Origin of the sequence: Streptomyces sp. NPDC053513 (genome assembly GCF_044544765.1) — a bacterium.
In the GTDB taxonomy this organism is placed as follows: domain Bacteria; phylum Actinomycetota; class Actinomycetes; order Streptomycetales; family Streptomycetaceae; genus Streptomyces; species Streptomyces litmocidini.
The window spans coordinates 235,519-254,373 of sequence record NZ_JBITXP010000007.1; the positions used below are offsets into that span (position 1 = coordinate 235,519).

The 18,855-nt window shown below is 71.8% G+C and carries 15 protein-coding genes and 1 pseudogene; 7 read left to right on the forward strand and 9 right to left on the reverse strand.

Annotated elements, in window-relative coordinates; genetic code table 11:
* Window positions 1-8 precede the first annotated feature (8 nt).
* Both ACIGW4_RS14930 and ACIGW4_RS14935 read right to left on the reverse strand, forming a co-directional pair.
* The gene (locus ACIGW4_RS14930) at window positions 9-710 is read right to left on the reverse strand and encodes an SDR family NAD(P)-dependent oxidoreductase (RefSeq protein WP_399580670.1); all 702 of its coding nucleotides are present in this window, start codon (window positions 708-710) and stop codon (window positions 9-11) included.
* A 36-nt stretch (window positions 711-746) separates the two neighbouring features.
* Entirely contained in the window at window positions 747-1,385 is a 639-nt protein-coding gene (locus ACIGW4_RS14935; protein WP_399580672.1) for an RNA polymerase sigma factor, read from the reverse strand.
* A 267-nt stretch (window positions 1,386-1,652) separates the two neighbouring features.
* Here ACIGW4_RS14935 and ACIGW4_RS14940 point away from each other — a divergent pair, with 267 nt between their 5' ends.
* Window positions 1,653-2,159 carry a TspO/MBR family protein gene (locus ACIGW4_RS14940; RefSeq protein WP_398706357.1) on the forward strand — a complete coding sequence of 169 codons (507 nt, stop codon included), beginning with the start codon at window positions 1,653-1,655 and terminating at the stop codon, window positions 2,157-2,159.
* 470 nt (window positions 2,160-2,629) lie between these two features.
* Here ACIGW4_RS14940 and ACIGW4_RS14945 read toward each other — a convergent pair whose 3' ends face one another.
* Window positions 2,630-3,136, reverse strand: coding sequence for a DUF6479 family protein (locus ACIGW4_RS14945; protein ID WP_398707079.1), 507 nt, complete (start codon window positions 3,134-3,136; stop codon window positions 2,630-2,632).
* Between ACIGW4_RS14945 and ACIGW4_RS14950 the strand changes: the two genes are divergently transcribed.
* On the forward strand, window positions 3,056-3,265 hold the full coding sequence (locus ACIGW4_RS14950; protein WP_398707108.1) for a hypothetical protein: 210 nt from the start codon (window positions 3,056-3,058) through the stop codon (window positions 3,263-3,265). The two genes, ACIGW4_RS14945 and ACIGW4_RS14950, sit on opposite strands and share 81 nt — an antisense overlap.
* A 282-nt stretch (window positions 3,266-3,547) precedes the next feature.
* On the opposite strand, the gene trxA is transcribed toward ACIGW4_RS14950, so the two are convergent.
* A complete protein-coding gene (gene trxA, locus ACIGW4_RS14955) occupies window positions 3,548-3,913 on the reverse strand; it encodes a thioredoxin (RefSeq protein WP_123456780.1) in 366 nt (121 codons plus the stop codon).
* A gap of 114 nt (window positions 3,914-4,027) precedes the next feature.
* Between trxA and ACIGW4_RS14960 the strand changes: the two genes are divergently transcribed.
* The gene (locus tag ACIGW4_RS14960; protein ID WP_399580674.1) at window positions 4,028-5,470 is read left to right on the forward strand and encodes a dihydrolipoyl dehydrogenase family protein; all 1,443 of its coding nucleotides are present in this window, start codon (window positions 4,028-4,030) and stop codon (window positions 5,468-5,470) included.
* On the opposite strand, the gene ACIGW4_RS14965 is transcribed toward ACIGW4_RS14960, so the two are convergent.
* On the reverse strand, window positions 5,458-6,105 hold the full coding sequence (locus ACIGW4_RS14965) for a TetR/AcrR family transcriptional regulator (protein WP_399580676.1): 648 nt from the start codon (window positions 6,103-6,105) through the stop codon (window positions 5,458-5,460). The two genes, ACIGW4_RS14960 and ACIGW4_RS14965, sit on opposite strands and share 13 nt — an antisense overlap.
* Window positions 6,106-6,276: 171 nt before the next feature.
* Between ACIGW4_RS14965 and ACIGW4_RS14970 the strand changes: the two genes are divergently transcribed.
* Entirely contained in the window at window positions 6,277-7,680 is a 1,404-nt protein-coding gene (locus ACIGW4_RS14970) for a cytosine permease (RefSeq protein WP_359589551.1), read from the forward strand.
* Window positions 7,681-7,732: 52 nt separating this feature from the next.
* Window positions 7,733-9,394, forward strand: a complete 1,662-nt coding sequence (locus tag ACIGW4_RS14975) for an amidohydrolase (RefSeq protein ID WP_123456798.1) — start codon at window positions 7,733-7,735, stop codon at window positions 9,392-9,394.
* A gap of 114 nt (window positions 9,395-9,508) precedes the next feature.
* On the opposite strand, the gene ACIGW4_RS14980 is transcribed toward ACIGW4_RS14975, so the two are convergent.
* The 3 genes from ACIGW4_RS14980 to ACIGW4_RS14990 all read right to left on the reverse strand — a co-directional run bounded on the left by ACIGW4_RS14980 (window position 9,509) and on the right by ACIGW4_RS14990 (window position 11,112).
* Window positions 9,509-10,168 (reverse strand): DUF305 domain-containing protein, encoded by a 660-nt coding sequence (locus ACIGW4_RS14980; protein WP_399580680.1) that lies wholly within the window; start codon window positions 10,166-10,168, stop codon window positions 9,509-9,511.
* 116 nt (window positions 10,169-10,284) lie between these two features.
* A complete protein-coding gene (locus ACIGW4_RS14985; RefSeq protein ID WP_399580682.1) occupies window positions 10,285-10,716 on the reverse strand; it encodes a DUF6153 family protein in 432 nt (143 codons plus the stop codon).
* Window positions 10,717-10,767: 51 nt separating this feature from the next.
* Window positions 10,768-11,112: a tetratricopeptide repeat protein gene (locus ACIGW4_RS14990; protein ID WP_359589555.1), complete on the reverse strand. Its 345-nt coding sequence runs from the start codon at window positions 11,110-11,112 to the stop codon at window positions 10,768-10,770.
* Between the two features lie 104 nt (window positions 11,113-11,216).
* Here ACIGW4_RS14990 and ACIGW4_RS14995 point away from each other — a divergent pair, with 104 nt between their 5' ends.
* Window positions 11,217-12,182 carry a pirin family protein gene (locus ACIGW4_RS14995; RefSeq protein WP_399580684.1) on the forward strand — a complete coding sequence of 322 codons (966 nt, stop codon included), beginning with the start codon at window positions 11,217-11,219 and terminating at the stop codon, window positions 12,180-12,182.
* Window positions 12,183-13,078: 896 nt separating this feature from the next.
* Here the strand turns inward: ACIGW4_RS14995 and ACIGW4_RS15000 are convergent.
* A pseudogene (locus ACIGW4_RS15000) lies at window positions 13,079-13,656 on the reverse strand (transposase).
* Window positions 13,657-14,664: 1,008 nt separating this feature from the next.
* On the opposite strand from ACIGW4_RS15000, the gene ACIGW4_RS15005 reads away from it, so the two are divergent.
* Window positions 14,665-18,777, forward strand: a complete 4,113-nt coding sequence (locus ACIGW4_RS15005; protein ID WP_399580687.1) for a LamG domain-containing protein — start codon at window positions 14,665-14,667, stop codon at window positions 18,775-18,777.
* Window positions 18,778-18,855: the final 78 nt, after the last annotated feature.

Consider the following 18,855-nt stretch of genomic DNA (forward strand, 5'->3'; position numbering starts at 1 on the left):
AGCGTCGGTCACTTCGGCTCCTCGTGGGTCAGGACCGGCGTGACGAGATGCCGATCGACCTCCGTGGCCGCATCGAGCCCCGGGGGGAGCACGGGGGGTCTGCCGATCACCGCGCGGTCGGCGAAGCCCGTGTCGAGAGGGGGCAGGCGCACGTCCACGACGGAGATCCCACGGCCGCGCTGCTCCCGGCGCACCACCCCGAGCCAGGCCGCGAGCGCGGATTTCGCCGCTGTGTAGTCGGCCGTGCCCCGCATCGGCCTGTCGACGACGGCGCCGGTGACGACCGCGAGGACGCTCGCCGCCCCGAGGACCCGGAGGGCTCCCCGCACCACGGCCATGGGCGCGAGCGCGTTGACCGTCATCAGGTGTTCGGCGGCCGTGTCGGGGACGTCCTCCGCCGGGCCGAAACCCGCGACGCCCACGGCCACGACCACGGCGTCGAGACCGCCCAGCGACCGTGCCGCCCAGGGCGCCAGGTCCGTACAGGCGTCGAGGTCGTAGGCGTCGAAGGAGCGCGCCGGACAGCCCCCCAACCGGCCGGCGCGCTCCTGGAGGCGAGCCCGGTCACGGCCCGCCAGCGCGACGGACGCCCCGCGGTCGGCCAGCATCCCGGCCGCCAGGCCTCCGACGGCACCGGTCGCGCCCACGACGAGCACCCTGCCGCCACCCGTCGGGCCGTCCGTGCTGCCCGCTGTCGTGCCGTCCGTCATGACGTCCTCCCGTCCGAGAATCCCGCACCGGGCTTTTCAGCGTTCCTGGAGGATGCGGCGGAGCGCCAGGAGGCCGCGGCGGATGTGGCTCTTGACCGTACCCAGGGGGAGACCGGTCCGTTCGGCGATCTGCGCGTGGGTGAGGTCGCCGTAGACGGCGAGTGCCAGGAGCCGCCGCTGCACCGGGGAGAGCTCGGCCAGCCCGTGCTGGACGAGGATCCGGTCGACGGCCTTCTGGCTCTCGTCGGCGTGGTGCTGCCCGATGTCGTCGTGCTGCGCCAGGGCGACCGACTGCTCGATGCGGGAGCGGCGGGTCCGGGCGGAGACCGCGTCGAAGGCGACGTGCCGGGTGATGCCGACGATCCAGCCGCCGAGGGCGCCTCGATCGGGCCGGTACCGTTCCCGGCTGCGCCAGGCGGACAGGAACACCTGCTGGGTGACGTCCTCGGCGTCCTGCGCGTTGCCCAGGGACCGCCGGGCCAGCGCGTGGACCGTCGGAGCCCAGCGGTGGTAGGCCTCCCGCAGCGCGTCCTCGTCGCCGTCGCGGAACCTGGCGGCCAGCGCCGCGTCGTCCCGCTCGGTGTCCGTCACCTCGGGAGACGACGGCCGGGCGGGCACCCGCGGGGTGGCGAGCCCGTCGGGTGCGGTGGAAGGGGCCTGCAGAACAGCGTTCATGGCTACTCCTCAGTGGCTGGTGCGCCGCTCCTCCGACCATGGAAGAAACGATGCGGAGGGGCAACTCGCATCGTTTCTGCATTGGCTTGTCCGATGTCCGATGTCCGATGTCCGTGTGCAGGACTCCTGTCGCCGACGGGCGGAGGGGTGTACGACCGGGGCAGGGGTACACGGGGGGAGGAAGCGCCTCCGCGAACGCACACGGCGCCGCGCCACCCGGACCGGGCGGAAGGCCCGGCGGGGCGACGCGGCAGGAAGGACGTCCCCATGAGGCTCACCGGCGGCGCCCCCGCCCCCCGGCCGGCGGACGCGCCGATACGGCGCTACGCGACGGCCGCGGTCGCGGTGGCCGCGGCGGCGACGGCCGGTGCCGCCGCCGTCGATCCGGACACCCCCTGGTACCGCTCACTGCGCAAGCCCGCGTGGCAGCCGCCCGCGTGGGTCTTCGGCGCGGTGTGGACCCCGCTGTACGCGTCCGTGGCCTTCGCGGGCGGCCATGCGGGAGGCCGCGTCCACGGCCGGGAGCGACGTCGGCTCGCCGTGAGCCTGGCCGTCAACCTGACGCTCGACGCCGCCTGGAACTGGTTGTTCTTCCGTCTGCGCAGCCCTCGGGCGGGCCTGGTCGGCACCGTGCTGCTCGACCTGAGCAACGCCGAGCTCATCCGCCGCACCGCCCGTACCGACCCGATCGCCGCACGTGCCCTGTGGCCCTACGCGGCCTGGTGCGCCTTTGCCACCGCGCTGAACGCCTCCCTCGTCCGCCTCGATCGATGAGCCATCGATGAGCCGGGGCGGCGGAGAACCGCGTCCTCCGCGTGCATCCGCACGGGCACCGGCGGCGGAAGGGGACGTCGAGCGTGCTGTGACCCCCCGAGCAGCAGACGCTCGCCCCGCCCGGACACCCGACGGCTCCGCCCGAAGGGGCCGGGCGGGCGCCTGGCCACGAGGCGGGACCTCCGGGGCGGCAGCGGCTCGTACGGGTCACCGACTTCCCCGGGACGGGTACGCCCCCGTGTCCCCGGGGGAAACGAGCTCCCCTGTCCCCGGGGGGAAACGAGCTCCCGTCTCCCCCGGGAAACGAGCTCCCGTCTCCCCCGGGAAACGACGCGACCGCTCGTCGCCCGCATCCGCCGAGGGGAGGACGACGAGCCGCGGGGGCGCCCACCACCGGCCCGGCGCCCCGCGGCGACCGAACCGGTACGGGTACGGACGGCGCGCCCCGCTCCCGGGGGCGGCTGCGGCGCCTACTCCCGCGGGGGGAGCGGGGAGGTCTCCGTGCCGGCCCTCAGCTGATACGGGCGGAGCCGACGCGTTCCGTCGGTACGCGGCACTTCGGCCGGCCGACGGTACTCCGACATCCTGCCCGGCAGCCTGTCCGTGGAGGGCCGCAGCGGGTGGGACGAGGGGGACGGGGGCCCGCTCTCCCCGTCCCGGACCCTGGAGCCGAACACGAAGGCACCGATGAGCACGGCGACCACGACCACGCCGATCAGAATCTGCATGACTGCCTCCTCGTAGGGGGTGGCTCTGCCCGGCTGATTCCGCTCCTCCCGCCCCCCGCGGATGCGCCTGCCGGAAAAGGGACCCGTTCGGGCGCACCGTGCATCCGGGCGGTGGGAACCAGGCCAATCAGTGCCGAACCGCCCCTCCGATTCGACGAGGTGATCCCCGTGACCCCCACCGAGCAGCACACACCCGGCGCGTACACGCCGAAGGCCGGAACCTTCGTCTGCGACTGCTCCAGCGCCCACCTCTGGCGCATCGACATCGCCGGCCATCTGTTTCCCGCCTTCCCGCCCGGCTGTTCCGGTCGTTCGTGGCGGGAGCAGGACGCGACCGCCCCGGAGCCCGCGGGCACCGAGGCCGATCCGCTCCTCTGAGCCGCGCCGGGCCCGCCGTGCGGATCCGGCGCGGCACGGAACCGGACCGCTCACCCTCCGCCCTCCATCGTGCGGGCCGTCCGTCCCGGCAGCGACGAGCCGTCCACGAGCCCGCCGGTGAGACTCACCCGTCCCACCGCTCCCGCGCGGCGAGCACGGGCCCTCGCTGGGCGCGTCCGGCGCCCCGCACACGGCACACGAGGCCTGCGCACGGCATGTCGAGGCCCGCGCGGCATGCGAGAGGGGTACGGGAGGTTCTCCCGTACCCCTTCTCGCGGTGGGTCACTTCTGCTGGGCTTCGGCGATGGACTTGCGGACCTCGTCCATGTCCAGCTGTCGGGCCTGTCCGATGACGTCTTCGAGTGCGGTCTCGGGCAGGGCGCCGGGCTGTGCGAAGACGGCCACGTTGTCGCGGACGATCATCAGGGTGGGGATCGAGCGGATCTCGAACGCGGCGGCCAGTTCCTGCTGTGCCTCGGTGTCGACCTTGGCGAAGACGAGGTCCTGGTGCCGCTCGGAGGCCGCTTCGAAGACGGGGGCGAACTGACGGCAGGGACCGCACCACGAAGCCCAGAAGTCGATGAGCACGAACTCGTTCCCGCTCACGATCTCGTCGAAGTTGTCCTTGGTGAGCTCTACGGTGCTCATGCTGCCTACCTTTCGGGTCTCCTGGCGGTGTCCTCACGGTCCCCTGGGGACTCGCCCGGCACAACGGCGTATCGAGCCGCGCTATTCCGTGCCTCCGGCACCAGACTGGGAGCCATGACACGAACGGTGGAAGACGAGCACACCTACGACGTCGTCGTGATCGGCGCGGGCCCGGTCGGCGAGAACGTCGTCGACCGGGTGCGGGCCGGCGGCCTCACCGCGGCGATCGTCGAGAGCGAGCTGATCGGCGGCGAGTGCTCCTACTGGGCGTGCATGCCCAGCAAGGCGCTGCTCCGCCCCGCGATCGCCCGCTCCGACGCCCGAAAGGTGGCCGGTCTGCGCGAGTCGGTCTACGGGCCGCTGGACGCGATGGAGGTCCTCGCCCACCGGGACGAGGTCGTCGGGCACTGGAAGGACGAGGGCCAGGTCGACTGGCTGGACTCCGTGGGCGTCCGGGTCTTCCGGGGCCACGGCCGGCTCCTCGGGCCGCGCCGGGTCGGGGTCGCGGGCCCCGAGGGCGAGCGGCACGTGCTCACCGCCCGGCACGCGGTCGCCGTCTGCACCGGCACCCGCCCCCTCCTGCCGGAGCTGCCGGGACTGCCCGGGGCGCACCCCTGGACCAGCCGGGAGGCGACCAGCTCCGACCGGGTGCCCGAGCGGCTCGTCGTGGTCGGCGGGGGAGTGGTGGGCGTGGAGATGGCCACCGCCTGGCAGGCCCTCGGCTCGAAGGTGACCCTGCTCGTACGGGGCGGGGGGCTGCTGCCGCGCATGGAGCCCTTCCTCGGCGAGCACGTGGCCGCCGCGCTCGGCACGCGCGGCGCGGACGTCCGTACGGGCGTGGCGGTGAGCGCGGTGGTGCGCGACGGGGGCAGCGGACCGGTCACCGTGGTCCTGGAGGGCGGTGACCACGTGGAGGGCGACGAGGTGCTCTTCGCGACCGGCCGGAAGCCGCGCACCGAGGACATCGGCCTGGAGACGGTCGGTCTGACGCCTGGCTCCTGGCTCGACGTCGACGACACCCTGCGGGTCGCCGGGAGCGACTGGCTCTACGCGGTCGGCGACGTCAACCACCGTGCGCTCATGACCCATCAGGGCAAGTACCAGGCCCGGATCGCGGGTGCCGCGATCGCGGCCCGCGCGCGGGGCGACGCCTCCCTGGACACCGGACAATGGGGCGCGCACGCGGCCACCGCCGACCACGCGGCGGTGCCGCAGGTCGTGTTCAGCGACCCCGAGGCGGCCTCGGTCGGGCTCACCCTCGCCGAGGCGGAGCGCGCCGGGTACCGGGTCCGGGCCGTGGACCTCGACATGCGGTCCGTCGCCGGGGCCGGACTCTACGCCCAGGGGTACCGGGGGCACGCCCGGATGGTCGTCGACCTGGACCGGGAGGTGGTCCTCGGCGCGGCCTTCGTGGGGCCCGGCATCGGGGAGCTCCTCCACTCGGCGACCGTCGCCGTCACGGGCGAGGTGCCGATCGCGCGCCTGTGGCACGCGGTCCCCGCGTACCCGACACTGAGCGAGGCGTGGCTCCGCCTCCTGGAGGCCTACCGGGGCTGACGGCTCGTCACTTTACCTTGCCCTCCTGGGGGATACTGAGGGACCAGGGCGCGCGCCGCCGAGCGCGCCGTCTCCAGGGCGGGCCGGGGGTCCCGGCCCGTCTCCTGGCCGAGGACCACGCGGGTGCTCAACCCGTCGAGGAGGGCCAGGAGTTCGGAGGCGCGGGCGGCGGCGTCCAGCGGGGCGAAACGCCGTCGCGCCACGCCCGCCGCGAGCAGGGCCTCCAGGTCCTCCTGCCAGCCCGTGTCCAGTTCGGCCTGGGCCTCGCGCAGGGCCGCGTTGCCGGGGGTGCGGGCCCAGAGCTCGATCCACAGGGTCCAGCGCGGATCGCGCGGGCCGCGCGGGAGGTAGAGCCGCAGGAAGAGGTCGAGCTTGCGCTCGGCCGTGATCCGCCGGGCGAGGAGCGCGCGCCGCTCCTCGGCGAGCGCGGCCTCGCTCCAGCGGAGGGCGGCGAGCAGCAGCAGGTCCTTGCTGCCGAAGTAGTACAGGATGTGGCCGCCACTGGTGCCGAGCCGCTCGGCGAGCGCCGACATGGTGAGGGAGGCGAGGCCGTCCTCGGCGATCGCCGCCATGGCCTCCTCCAGCATCCGCTCCTGGGTGACGTTCCCGTCCCGTCGTCGTGCCGCGCCTGCCACCGCCGCCGTCCCCGTCCTGCCGTTCCGTCGTGCCCGTGTCCGGGGTCGACCTTAACCGCAACCTCCGGGGGTCTTGACGCGGCGAGAACCCTCACGCATCTTGAATGCCGTTCTAAAACTTAGAACGGCATTCAAGATGTCGTCAGGGCATCATCAGGACAGGAGTGCGGTGTGCTCGAACGCGAGACGGCGCCCGTGACCACGGGCCGGCCGGCGACCGACGAGGTCTTCCAGGTCGAGGAACACGGGATCGACCCCATTCCCGACGCCGAACGGCACGGCGGGGCCAAGGACGTCTTCTGGCTCTGGTTCGGTTCGAACCTCACCTTCACCTACGTCATCAACGGCGCCCTCGCCGTCGCCTTCGGGCTCTCCTTCTGGCAGGCCACCGCCGTCGTCGTGCTCGGCGGCCTCTCCTTCCTCGCCATCGGCGCGGCCGGCCTCAGCGGCGTGCGCACCGGCACCGCCACCCTCGTCATCTCCCGCGCGGCCTTCGGCCGCCGCGGCAACTGGCCCGCCGGCCTGCTGAACTGGATCGTCAGCATCGGCTACACCATCGTCAACACCGTGGTCGGCACCCTCGCCCTCGAAGCCTTCTTCACCGACCTCGGCTGGCACGGCGGACCCGCCGCCCGCGCCCTCGCGCTCGCCGTCACCCTCGCACTGACCTTCGCCGTCGCCCTCTGGGGCCACGCCACCGTCCAGTTCGCCGAGCGCTGGATGGCGTACGTCCTCGCCGCCGGCTTCGCCGCCCTGCTCGTCCTCGTCCTGCCCGGCACCGACACCTCCGCCCCCGCCGCCGCGCCCGGCGCCTCCGGCTGGAGCCTCGCCTTCGTCGTCATGCTCGCCGGCCCCTTCTCGTACCTCCCCATGCCCGCCGACTACACCCGCTACCTGCCCCGCACCACCAGCCTCAAGGCCCTCACCTGGAGCGGCGCCCTCGGCGGCTTCGTCTCCTCCGTCGCGCTCGGCGTCGCCGGAGTCGCCGCCGCGACCCAGACCGACATGACCGACGCCGTCGCGGGCACCGAGAGCCTCCTCCCCGGCTGGTTCCAGCCCCTCTTCCTCGCCCTGGTGCTCGGCGGCTCCGTCACCAACTCGATCATCACGCTCTACTCGTCGAGCCTGAACCTCCAGGTCCTCGGCATCCCCTGGAGCCGGGCCCGCGCCATCGTCATCAGCGCGGCCGTCACCGCCGCCGGCTCCCTCGGCGCCCTCTTCCTCACCGACTTCACCACCTCCCTCCTCTCCTTCCTCTCCCTCCTGATCATCGTCTTCGCCCCCTGGGGCGGGGTCTTCCTCGCCGACATGGTGCTCCGCCGCTGCACCTACGACTCCGCCGCCCTGCACGCGGACACCGGCGGCGCCTACGGGTACCGCTCCGGCTGGCACCCGGCGGGCATGACCGCCCTCCTCGCCGGCCTCCTCTTCTCCGCGCTCACCTGCGACTCCGAACTGTGGACCGGCCCCCTCGTCGCCCCGCTCGGCGGCGCGGACCTCACGCTCCTCGGCGCGGTCGTCTCCGCCGCGGTGTACGTCCTCCTCGCCCGCCGCACGGTGACCCCGATCCGATAACGCCGATCCGGCAACCCCCGACTCTTCTCGTACGACACGGAGCCACACCCCCATGAACCGCACCGCCCCCGCCGACCTCGTCCTCACCGGGGCCCGCATCCACACCGTCGACCCGGCGCTCCCCGAGGCCCAGGCCCTCGCCGTCCGCGCCGGACGGATCGTCTGGATCGGAGCCGACGCCGAGGCGGCCGACTGGACGGGCCCGGACACCCGGATCCTCGACGCCGGCGGGCGGCTCGTCCTGCCCGGCTTCGTCGACGCCCACAACCACGTCCGCCTCGGCTCCGACGACGCCTGCGTCCAGCTCGCCGGAGCCCGCACGCTCGACGAGATCCACCGGCGCGTCCGCACCTGGCACGCGGCCCACCCGGACGCCGGGTGGATCGAGGCCGAGGCCTTCGACTACTCCGCGATCCCCGGCGGGCGGATGCCCACCGCCGCCGACCTCGACCCGGCCACCGGGGACACCCCCGCCCTCGTCCTCAGCTACGACGTCCACACCGCCTGGCTCAACACCGCCGCCCTCCGCCGCCTCGGCGTCGACCGCGACCACACCGAGCTGCCCTTCGGCCGGGCCGTCACCGATCCCGCCACCGGCGAGCCCACCGGATTCGTCAAGGACTTCGCCGTCAAGGGCCTGTCCCGCGAGGGCCACCGCGCCCTGCGCGAGCTCGGTCTCCCCTGGGCCTCGCCCGACCGGCAGTACGGACGGCTCGCCAAGAGCCTGGACGACGCCATCGGCTACGGCATCACCACCGTCGTCGAACCGCAGAACTCCCTCGACGACCTCGCCCTCTTCGACCGCGCCCGCGCCGAGGGCCGGCTCCGCTCCCGGATCGTCGCCGCGCTCTTCCACCCGCGCGGCACCACCGAAGCGGACCTGGACGACTTCGAGACGGCGGCCGACGAGTACGCCGACGACCGGCTGCGGGTCGGCCCGCTCAAGCTGTACATCGACGACGTCGTCGAACCCCGCACCGCTGCCCTCCTGGAGCCGTACGCCGGCTGCTCCCACCACCGCGGCGACACCTTCTACCCGCCCGAGGAGTTCGCCGAGCTGCTCACCCGGCTCGACGCGCGCGGCTTCCAGTGCTTCGTCCACGCCACCGGAGACCGGGGCATCCGCACCGTCCTCGACGCCGTCGAGCGGGCCCGCGCCGTCAACGGACCGCGCGACGCCCGCCACCAGGTCGTCCACGTCGAGTGCCTCGACCCGGCCGACACCCCGCGCTTCGCCGAGCTCGGCGTCGTCGCCTGCATGCAGCCCCGGCACGCCGCCCCCGACATCGCGGGACCCGGCCAGGACTGGGCCGAGAACGTCGGCCCCGAGCGCTGGCACAAGGCCTGGCCGCTGCGCAGCCTGCACGCGGCCGGCGCGGTCCTCGCCCTCTCCAGCGACTGGAACGTCGCCGAGATGGACCCCATGGTCGGCATCCACGCGGCCGTCACCCGCCGGCCGCCCGGCGGCGGCGAGGCCTGGACGGCCGGCGAGACGATCGACGTCGCCACCGCCGTCGAGGGCTACACGATGGGCTCGGCCTACGCCAACTTCCTGGAGCACGAGCGCGGCTCGCTGACGGTGGGCAAGCTCGCCGACTTCGTCGTCCTCTCCCGCGACATCCTCCGCATCGCCCCCGAGGAGATCCCGGGCACGGTGGCGGAGACGGTCGTGGTGGGTGGCGAGGTGGTCGTGGACCGGCGAGCGGGGGCGTGAGGGCGGGGGCGGCCCGTCCGAGGAGGACGGGCCGCCCGGGCCGGGCGGGAGCAGAGACGGCCGAGGACCTCCGCCGGGCGGATCGGAGGAGGTCGAGGACCCCGCCGGGAGGGATCAGAGGCGGTCGAGGATCTTCCGCAGCTGGTCGACCTCGGCGGACTGGGTCCGTACGACGTCGTCGGCGAGCTTCCTGGCCGTGGCGTTGGCGCCGCCCTTCTGCTCGTCCTTCGCCATGGCGACGGCGCCTTCGTGGTGGGCGACCATCAGCTCCGCGAACTTCCGGTCGAAGGCCTTGCCCTCCGTCGCGGCCAGGTCCTTCATGTCCTGGTCGGACATCATCCCGGACATGCCGTGTCCGGAGCCGTGGCCGGCGGACTCCGGCTTGCCCCAGCCCTTCAGCCAGGCCCTCATCTTCCGGATCTCCGGTTCCTGGGCCCGCTCGATCGCGGCGACCAGCTTCTTGACCTCGGGGTCCTCGGCCCGGCCGTCGGCGAGCCTCGCCATCTCCAGGGCCTGCTCGTGGTGGGGGATCATCATCTGCGCGAACATGACGTCCGCGTCGTTGAAGTCCCCGGGAGCGGAGTCCGCGCCGGCGGCGGGAGCGGAGGCGGAAGGCGCGACGGGGGCCGTGGCGGAGGACGGGGCGGACGTACCGCCGTGGTCCGTCCCGCTCGTGCCGTCGCCGCTGCCGCAGGCGGTCAGGAGCAGTCCGGCCCCGGCGAGCGCCCCGACCAGGGCGAGCTTGCGGGTGGTGCGGTGCGTGAAGGCGTGCATGGGGTACCTCGTGTGCTGTGTGTACGTACGGATGCTGTGTGCACGTACGGGCGGAAGGGAACGACCGGTGGCGCGCGGGGGCGGCGTGGAGCGGCCCGGGGCGCTTCGAGTCCGGTCTAGATCCGCAAAACGGACAGCTGGGCGAGGTCGGGAGGTCGCGGGGGAGGGGCGCGCGGCCCGGCGGCGCGGACGAGCCGCGCGAGGGGGAGGGCGAGCCGGTCGGGGCGGCGTCCGAGCGCGGCCCGGACGAGTCCCGCGAGCAGCCAGGCGCCGAGAACGGCCACGCAGAGGGTGGTCATGTCCATCCCCGTGCCCGGCTCGTGCCGGGCATCGGAGTTCCCGCCGTCGTGCGGCGCGGCCTCGTGCGCGGGGGAGCCGTGATGCGAGACGGACACGGTGTCCATGCCCGTCCCCATGTCTCCGCCGGAGCCCTCGGGGTGCCCGACGGCGTGCATCAGGAACACCCCGAGGGCGAGCACGACGACGAGCAGGAGGTGCCCGACGGCACCTCCCGCTCGCTCACCGCGTTCCGCTCGGTGTGTACGCACAGCCAGGACCTCCTGGCGGCGAATATACCGCGCGGGGGTATCAGCAGCGCGTCAGGACGGGGTGTCGCCCGTCATGGCGGCGGCCATCCGCAGGTGCGGCGCGGCCTCCTCCGGGCGCCCCTGGCGCTCCAGGGTCCGCCCGAGCATCAGCCGGGCGTAGTGCTCGACCGGGTCGCGCTCCAGGACGGCGCGCAGCTCGGTCTCGGCGCGGGAGAGCTGCGCGGAGTGGTAGTAGGCCCGGGCGAGGAGGAGCCGCTGGGCCGTCTGCTCCGGGTGCTCGGCGACGAGGCCGCGCAGGATGCGGACGGCGGTTCCGTACTCCTTCGCGTCGAAGAACAGCTGCGCCCGCTCCCAGCGTTCCCCGGCCGTACCGAACTCGTAGTACGTGTCGCTCACTTGCGCTCCCTTTCCAGAGCTCCGGATCTGCCACCCTGGGGGGTGGTCGACCACGTCAACACCACCGGTTAGTTGAACATTCCACCAAGGATGGGTTGAGCGCCATGAGCAATCTCGATCGTCAGGCCACTCTGTCCGTGTGCGGCGGCCGGGGCTTCGTCGTCGCCGAACCGGTGCGGGAGCTGCTCAGCCCCCGCCGCGTCCGGCTCGGCGAGTCGACCGAGGTCCGCAGACTGCTCCCGAACCTCGGCCGGCGCATGGTCGGCGCCTGGGCCTTCGTCGACCACTACGGCCCCGACGACATCGCCGACGAGCCCGGCATGCAGGTCCCGCCGCACCCGCACATGGGCCTGCAGACCGTCAGCTGGCTCCACGAGGGCGAGGTGCTCCACCGCGACTCCACCGGCAGCCTGCAGACCATCCGCCCGCGCGAACTGGGCCTCATGACCTCGGGCCGGGCGATCTCCCACTCGGAGGAGAGCCCCCGGCCGCACGCCCGCTTCCTGCACGGCGCACAGCTCTGGGTCGCCCTCCCCGACGCCCACCGGCACGTGGAGCCGCACTTCCAGCACCACGCCGACCTGCCCCGGGTCACCGCGCCCGGCCTCACCGCCACGGTGATCCTCGGCGCCCTCGACGGAGCCGCCTCGCCGGGCGCCACGTACACCCCGCTCGTCGGCGCGGACCTCGCCCTCACGGCGGGCGCCGAGACGAACCTCCCCCTGGAACCCGACTTCGAGTACGCGGTCCTCGGCATGTCCGGCGAGGCCCACGTCGACGGCGTCCCCGTCCTCCCCGGCTCCATGCTCTACCTCGGCTGCGGCCGCACGGAACTCCCCCTCCGCGCCGACTCCGACGCGGCCCTGATGCTCCTCGGCGGGGAACCCTTCGAGGAGGAGATCGTGATGTGGTGGAACTTCGTCGGCCGCACGGACGAGGAGATCCGACAGGCCCGCGAGGACTGGATGTCGGGCGACCGCTTCGGCGAGGTGAAGGGCTACGACGGCGACCGGCTGGACGCCCCGGAGGTCCCCCCGACCCAGCTGAAGGCCCGGGGACGGGTGCGCTGACCTGCAGTTTTCACTGCCGAGTCGATGTGGGGTCGGGGGCGCTTCGCTCCGCCCGTGGCTGTCGTCGCGGCTGCGGGAGGGGGCGTACCGCAGCTCCTTCCACAGTCGCCCAGTCGGCGGGTTCAATTCCACACTGTGCTTGTGTGTGAGCAGGTCTGGTCAGCTGAATGCTGACCTTTTGCTGACTTTGCTGACGCAGCATCAGGTGCTCTGGCGGTAGCGCGTCGGCACCCACACCGTAGCGGGCGCGGCTCATGGGTCGGCGGGATGTCGTGGTGCGGCTGTTCTGGCCGGCTTGATCGACTCGACGTGGGGTGCTGCCTCCTGCCCTGGTCGAACAGGAGGGAGGCGATGAGCCGAGGGCTCCTCTCCGACGCCATAGGGGGCCTTCTGCACTGTCTGCCGTGCTCTCGCCGGTGAGGGTTCTCAGAGGGCGGTTCATGGGCTGATGTCTGTTTCCGGGTAAGGTCGGGACAGAGCTGCTGGTTACGGTGCTCGGCCGGTTACTGCTTCCTGGCGAAGCCGCCGGTATCGACTTCGGTGAGGATGTCGACTTGACCAGACGTTTCGGTTTGACGCGGGTTCCCTCGATGTTCTTCGGCAGCAGTTCGTGGTCCAGAGCTTCGCAGACGTCCCGGGCCCGAAGCGGGCCGGTCGCGTCGTTGAAGACGCCCAGGATGCGGAGATGGTCCGGGTGCTCGGGCAGGTCTGGCGGGCCGGTCGGGAGCCGGTCGGCAAGACCGGTGATGGTTTCCGTGTGATCGCGAGGTGTTCGAGTGGGGTCTCGGCCTCCCGCAGGCGGGTTTGTAGTTCGCCGATGCGAGTGTGGAGGTCGTCGGCCAGGCGCCGGGCGGCGTTCTCCTGGATGTCGAGCGCGTCGAGCAGGGGCTGGAGGTTCACGCGCTCACCGTCTGCCGTTCGCGCCATGTGGGGGTGTTCTCGCCGGTAAGGCGGCGGGCCATCACATGGGTCGTGGCCCAGTAGACCCGGGAGGCGGACGAGGCCGGGCAGTGTTCGTGGTCGCGGACCGGACACCGGTGCGGTATCAGGTTCCCGTAGGTCTGCTCGACCCTCCACCGCTTCGTCTGTGGAACGAACCCCTTCTCCTGCGGAGTGCGTTGCACGGTCTCGACATCGATGTCCAGGCCGGCTCCGTGCGCGGTCACCTGATTCTTGAAGCCCTGGTCGACCAAGGCCTTGTTGGCGCTTCCGCCGGCGCGGTCGGCGACCTGGTCCGTTCCTTCGTCCCGCCAGGCCGCAAGGTAGTAGTACGTCGCGCTCTTCGGCGGCAGGTCGTGCGGGAGGTAGGCCCACTGGCAGCCGGTCCGGCCCTGGTAGGGGATCGCGTTCACGATCTTCCGCATCGCGTAGGCCCCTGATGACCGCTGACCGAGCGGTGCCGGTCCTTCCACGCCGTGATCACCGGCTCGATCAGAGCCCACTGCGCCTGGGATGAGTCGCTGGGGTAGGACATGTGTTCACTCGCATCGTCACGCCAGTAGGCGAGCGCCTGCGGACCGGCGGGTTCCGCCGCGCACCCATACCACCAGGCGATGACAGAGCCACTCGAAGACTCACGAACCGCCCTTCAAGACCATGACAGCCCATCGCGCGCCGGCCTTGGCGCCCGCTCCAGGCGGGCGTGCACGGTGGCTCGGTTCTCGGCCGACGTACCCGTGGAATCGTCCAGGCCGGTGACGAGGTCGAGCCGCTGCCCCACGCGCGTCGGGAAGCGCGCTGAAGCAGGAGCCGAGCTTGCAGCTTGGCGTGGGAACGGCAGGCGGGGAAGGCGCTGCGTCTCCCCGGCCGCGTTGCCGAGGCACCGGGCCAGCGCCGGCACGGGCGGGGTGACTGTGCCGTCCGTGCCGTGGCGGGGATCGTTCTGAATTCCGCGACCGTGAGTGCGTAGACGAAACCGCTGTAGACGGCATTGACGTCGAACGAGGCCGAGTTCGACGCATCGATCAGACTCTGGACGGTACTCGCGGTCGCGTCTTTAGACCGACCCGTTCCGCGGTCACGCCGCCCACCGCCCAGGCCGATGATTTTTGGTCGGAATATACTCATTTTGTGACCAGGGTCACATTGACCATCCCTGAACGGCCATCAATAGTGATCACCGTCTCGACATGGACATTCAAGAGACCTGTGGGCCTGACCAGCCCTCTGGTGTGCGGGGGCGCGACGAGACGGTGCGACGGGGACGGCTACAACCCCCCCGCCGCTGTTCCCCCATGCCAGCTCTCATTCTCTCCGCATGGCACGACTCGATCGGCCTGCGGCTCGCATGGAAGTGGAACGCGTGGCTCTCAGAACGAGGGGGGCAGCCGCAACCGGCGCCGCCTCCCTGGCGGTCGGTGCCCTGATCACCGGACTCATATCGGGGTCCGCCGTGCCGGCCGGCGCGGCGACGACTCCCGGCGGCCCCGCATCGGCGGCCTCAAGCATCCCGCCCGCTCCCGCCGGGTTCCCTGCCGACGCCGTGTCGCGCGCCAGGGACAAGGCCCAGCGGACCGGTGAGCGCGTCGAGGTCGAGGCCGAACGCGGCCCGACCCGAGAGGTGTACGCCAATCCAGGCGGCACCCTCACCGAAATCACCCATCTGCAGCCGGTTCGCACCCGCAAGGGTGGTACCTGGGTGGACATCGACACCACCCTCCACGCCCGACCGGACGGGGGTCTCGCACCCGTTGCCACTGCCACGGACATCGTCTTCTCCGGCGGCGGCACCGGACCGCTGGTCCGGATGAACCGGGCCGGCCGTGAACTGGCGTTGGGCTGGCCTGGTTCCCTGCCCACTCCGGTGCTCTCCGGCTCCTCGGCCACCTACCCCGACGTGTTGCCCGACATCGACCTGCGAGTGTCCGCGGACGCCGACGGCTTCTCCCAGGTTCTCGTGGTCAAGAATGCGAAGGCCGCCGCTGATCCCCGCCTGGTCAAGTTGAGGATGCCCGTCTCAGGCAAGGGGCTGACGGTTCGCGGCACGCAGGAAGGCGGCCTGGAGGCGGTCGACGCCCAAGCCGGCGGCGTGGCCTTCGAGGCCCCCCGCCCCACTATGTGGGATTCGAGCGGGCAGCCGTTCGATACCTCGGCAGCCCCCGACACGACGAACAAGGCAGCCGCTGCCCGGACCGCCGAGTCCGACTCCACCACGCAGACGCAAGCCGGCCCGGTGGACCCCGGACTGCTCGACGGACCGGCCGAGACCTCACGGATCGCCCCGGTCGGTACGACCGTCGGTTCCGGGGCTGTGGAGCTCACCCCGGACACCGGCCTGCTTCGTGGTGCCGACACCCGCTATCCGGTCTTCATCGACCCGACCTGGAAGTCCCCCCGGGCCACCGGCTGGGCGATGGTCTCCCGCGCGTATCCGGGCTCGTCCTTCTACCAGTTCGATGGCAAGGACGACGCGGGGCTTGGTTTCTGTCCGCCGAACTTCACCGGCATGCAGTGCGCCCCGAACGACGCCAAGCGCCTGCTCTACCAAGTGCCGGTGACCAGCTTCGCCGGCAAGAGCATCGACAGTGCCGAGTTCGTGGTTCGCGAGACCCACGCCTACAACTGCACCAAGCAGCCGGTGGAGTTCTGGCGGACCAAGCCGCTCACCAAGTCGACTACCTGGAACACGACGACAGCCGCCGGTTTCTGGATTGATCAGATGCCGACGGTGTGGGCGGCCAAGGGCGCCACGGCCTCCTGCCCCGACGGCGATATCGAGTTCAACGCGAAGGACGCGGTCGTGTGGGCCGCGAACAACAAGCAGACCTCGCTCACCTTCGGCCTGAAAGCGCCGAACGAGAGCGCCGAACAGATGTGGAAGCGGTTCTCCTCGGCAGCCTTCCTGCGGGTGGAGTACAACAACCCGCCGCGCCGACCCGATCAGAGTCAGCTGACCATGAGTCCGGGTGGGGCCTGCACCGCCACTGCGAAGCCGGTCAACGTCATCCCCAAGGCGACCGCGGTGCTCACCGACCCCGACAACGACCAGGTCTACGCCGAGTTCAAGGTCGACTGGGACGCCGGCGACGGGTGGAAGACCCACTGGAGCTCCGGTCGGATCGGGCCCAAGGCCTCCGGTCAGTCGTTCACGATCACCCTGCCGTCCACGATCCCGCAGAACAAGACCGCCGCGTGGAGTGTGAGGACCTCCGACAACCGTCTCTGGGGCCCGTGGAGCTATGAGGGCGACGACCAGACCGCGTGCTATCTCACCTACGACTCCAAAGTCCCTGAGGCTCCGACCGTCACCTCGCAGCAGTACCCTCCGTCGGACCCCTCCGATCCGCTCGATCCCTGGCTCGACGGGGTCGGCCGGTACGGTCGGTTCACCATCGACTCCGTCGCCTCGGACGTGACCAGGTATCAGTTCGGCCTGAACGCAGAGCCGAGCGCCGCCAACGAGCGCAAGCCCGCGACACCGGGCGGTCCAGTGACCGTCGACCTGATGCCGACCCGCGCTGGTGTGAACCACCTCTACGTCAAGGCATGGGACGCCAACAACAACGCCAGCACCATCGGGACCTACGCCTTCAGGGTCTCCGCCGGACAACCTGAGCGGGCGGCCTGGAGCCTCGACCCGGCGGCCGGCGTGACCACCGACCCGGGCATCGGCGGTGACCGGCCCGCCACGCCCGTCGGCGGAGCCGTCCTTGGCGAACCTGGCACCGCGGGCGCGGCGGTCCGGCTCAACGGAACCGATGCCGCCGTCGAGGCCGGTCCGAACCTCATCGCATCCGACGGCGACTTCACCGTCTCCACTTGGGCACGCCTCGACGCGCTCACAGACACCCACACCGTGGTGAGCGTCGACGGCTCCACCCACGCCGGGTTCTACCTCGGCTACGAGAAGGGCACACAGCGCTGGTCCCTGCGTGCTCCCACCAAGGACGGCTCGGGAGCCGTGTTTTCCACCCAGCGGGTGCTCTCGACCGATGCGCCGGAGACCGGGGTCTGGACGCACCTGGTCGCGGTCCGTGACAGTGCCGCCAGGGAATACCGGCTGTACGTCAACGGCGTTCTTCAGGGCGGCACCCCGATCACCGCCCCGTGGTATGCGGCCGGTCCGCTCCAGATCGGCCGGGCGAAGTACAACGGGAACTACGTGGACTTCGTCAACGGCGCCGTCGACGAGACCGCCGTCTTCGACCGCGCGCTCGGTGCCGCCGACGTGGCCCGGCTGGCCCAGGGGCAGACGGTCACCACGGGTCGTCCGGCCAAGGCGGTCTGGCACTTCGATGACGCCGCCGGCTCGTCCGTCATCGCGGGTTCCAGCCCCGTCCATCCGCTTGCCCTCAAGGGGGACGCAACTTTCGGCGCAAGCGGCCCGGTCGGCGGCGCTCTCGACCTGAGTGCTCCGGCCGCCTCCTACGCAAGCACCTCGGGACCACAGCTGAACACGCTGCAGAGCTTCTCCGTCGCCGCCTGGGCTCGGCTCCCGAAGACGGAGTCCGACGCGGCGCAGATCATCGCCACCCAGGCCGCCACGCAGAAGAGTGGCTTCGAGCTGTACTACTCAGGCTACTACCGCCGCTGGGTGTTCAACCGGTACAACACCGACACCGCTGACGCACGAGGCACTGTGGCCATGGTCAACCTCGGCAAGCCGCCCGCTGAACAGGTCTTCCCCGGTGACGAGTGGCACCACCTGGTCGGCGTGTACGACGCGACCGCCAAGCAACTGCGGCTGTTCGTCGACGGCGCCATGGTCTCCCAGGTGGCGTACACCGCCACGCCGATCGACGCCATGGGCCCGGTGATGGTCGGGGCGGGTTCCTACGGAGGCAAGCCCGGCTCGTTCTTCAAGGGACAGATCGACGACGTCCGGCTGTACGACCGGGTGGTCGCCCCCGAGGAGGCTGGCGACTTGTTCAAGCAGCACCCGCAGGTCAAGGGCCGCTGGACGTTCAACGGCGCGACGGGCACCCCGCCAGCCGCCCCTGACGACAGCCCGGGCAAGCGTCCCGCCGTGCTCGGCGGCCATGCAGCCGTCACTCCAGGCGCCGGCTGGGTCGGCGCCGGCGGCCTCGTCCTCGACGGCGTCGACGACTACGCGGCAACCACCTCCATGCCTGTGAACACACGAGACAGCTTCACCGCGACCGCCTGGGTGAACACCGCCTCCCGTCCGCAGAAGAAGGTGACCGTCCTGTCCGCCGAAGGCGTCTACAACAGTGCCTTCACCGTCCGCTACGCACCCGATCCGGCCGATCCCACGAACAGCGGTGGCTACCAGCTGGAGGTCCCGACGGCGGACGCGGCGGGCGCTACACGCCCCGTCGTTGGCCACAGCGCCTTCCAGAGCGACTTCGACTGGGACCACCTCGCGGTCGTCTACGACGCCTTCGCCGATGAGATCCGGCTCTACGTCAACGGCCGGTTGGAGCAGGTCGAGGCTGCCACTTCTTGGCGGAACAACGTCAGGACGTTCCAAGCGACGAAGTCGCTCCAGTTCGGCCGGAACAAGGAGAACGGCGTCCTTGGTGAGTACTGGCCCGGCGTCATCGACGACGTCTGGGTGTTCTCCGGTGTCGCCGGAGACGCGCAGATCGCCAAGCTCGGCAACGGCGAGGAGCTGGGCACCGTCCCGGGGCCCTGACCCAGCCGTCCCGTCAACCGATCAGGCCCCTTCTGCACGGCCTTGATTTCGCACTCCCGGCCCCGGACGCCACGGCAC